Genomic DNA, 454 nt, shown 5'->3' with positions numbered 1-454 from the left:
TCGTCCTACAGCGGGCGCTCCTCTGACAGGTCGTAGAGGTTGCCGCGCTGGACCACGCACAGCGCCCAGATGATGAAGGCCGAGATGGCGATCATCACGACCGACCACACCGGGTAGTACGGAAGCGAGAGGAAGTTGGCGATGATGACGAGTCCGGCGATGGCCACGCCGAGAACGCGCGCCCAGGTCGCAGGCCGGAGCAGCCCGATGCTGACGATCACGGCCACCACGCCCAGAGCGAGGTGGATCCAGCCCCAGCCGGTCAGGTCGAACTCGAACACGTAATTGCGCGTGGTGAGGAAGATGTCGTCCTCGGCGATGGCCATGATGCCCCGGAAGAGGTCGAGCAGGCCGACGAGGAAGAGCATGACGGCCGCGAAGGCTGTCAGGCCGGTTGCCCATTCCTGCTTCGCCGTGTCTGCCGGCCGGGTGTGTGTGGCGGTCATCTTGAGCC

Annotated in this window: 1 protein-coding gene; it reads right to left on the bottom strand. The window is 65.4% G+C overall.

Features of this window, described 5'->3' with window-relative positions; all coding sequences use genetic code 11:
* Positions 1-5: 5 nt before the first annotated feature.
* Positions 6-446, bottom strand: a complete 441-nt coding sequence (locus TN53_RS42375; RefSeq protein WP_046264242.1) for a DUF7144 family membrane protein — start codon at positions 444-446, stop codon at positions 6-8.
* Between the last annotated feature and the right edge of the window lie 8 nt (positions 447-454).

Origin of the sequence: Streptomyces sp. WM6386 (assembly GCF_000972385.1) — a bacterium.
In the GTDB taxonomy this organism is placed as follows: domain Bacteria; phylum Actinomycetota; class Actinomycetes; order Streptomycetales; family Streptomycetaceae; genus Streptomyces.
The sequence above is the reverse complement of the archived record's forward strand: the minus strand, read 5'-3'. Positions and strand labels throughout refer to the sequence as shown.